The 236-nt window shown below is 70.3% G+C and carries 1 protein-coding gene; it reads right to left on the minus strand.

Features of this window, described 5'->3' with window-relative positions; all coding sequences use genetic code 11:
- On the minus strand, positions 1 to 236 hold a 236-nt coding region (locus ACLQ2N_RS36080; RefSeq protein WP_425820039.1), incomplete at both ends, for a beta-ketoacyl synthase N-terminal-like domain-containing protein.

A 236-nucleotide genomic window follows, 5' to 3' on the forward strand; every position in this document is an offset into this window, starting at 1 on the left:
CTCCAGCAGCAGACGCTGCTGCGGATCCATCGCCAGCGCCTCACGCGGCGAGATCCCGAAGAACCCCGGATCGAACTGAGCGGTGTCGTAGAGGAATCCGCCCTGGCGCGAGTACGTCCTGCCGGGCGTGCCGGGGACCGGGTCGTAGATCCCGTCGACGTCCCAGCCGCGGTCGGTCGGGAACTCACCGACGGCGTCAACCCCGGCCGCGACCAGCTGCCACAGATCCTCCGGGG

This window comes from Streptomyces sp. DT224, assembly GCF_049844595.1.
Lineage (GTDB): Bacteria > Actinomycetota > Actinomycetes > Streptomycetales > Streptomycetaceae > Streptomyces.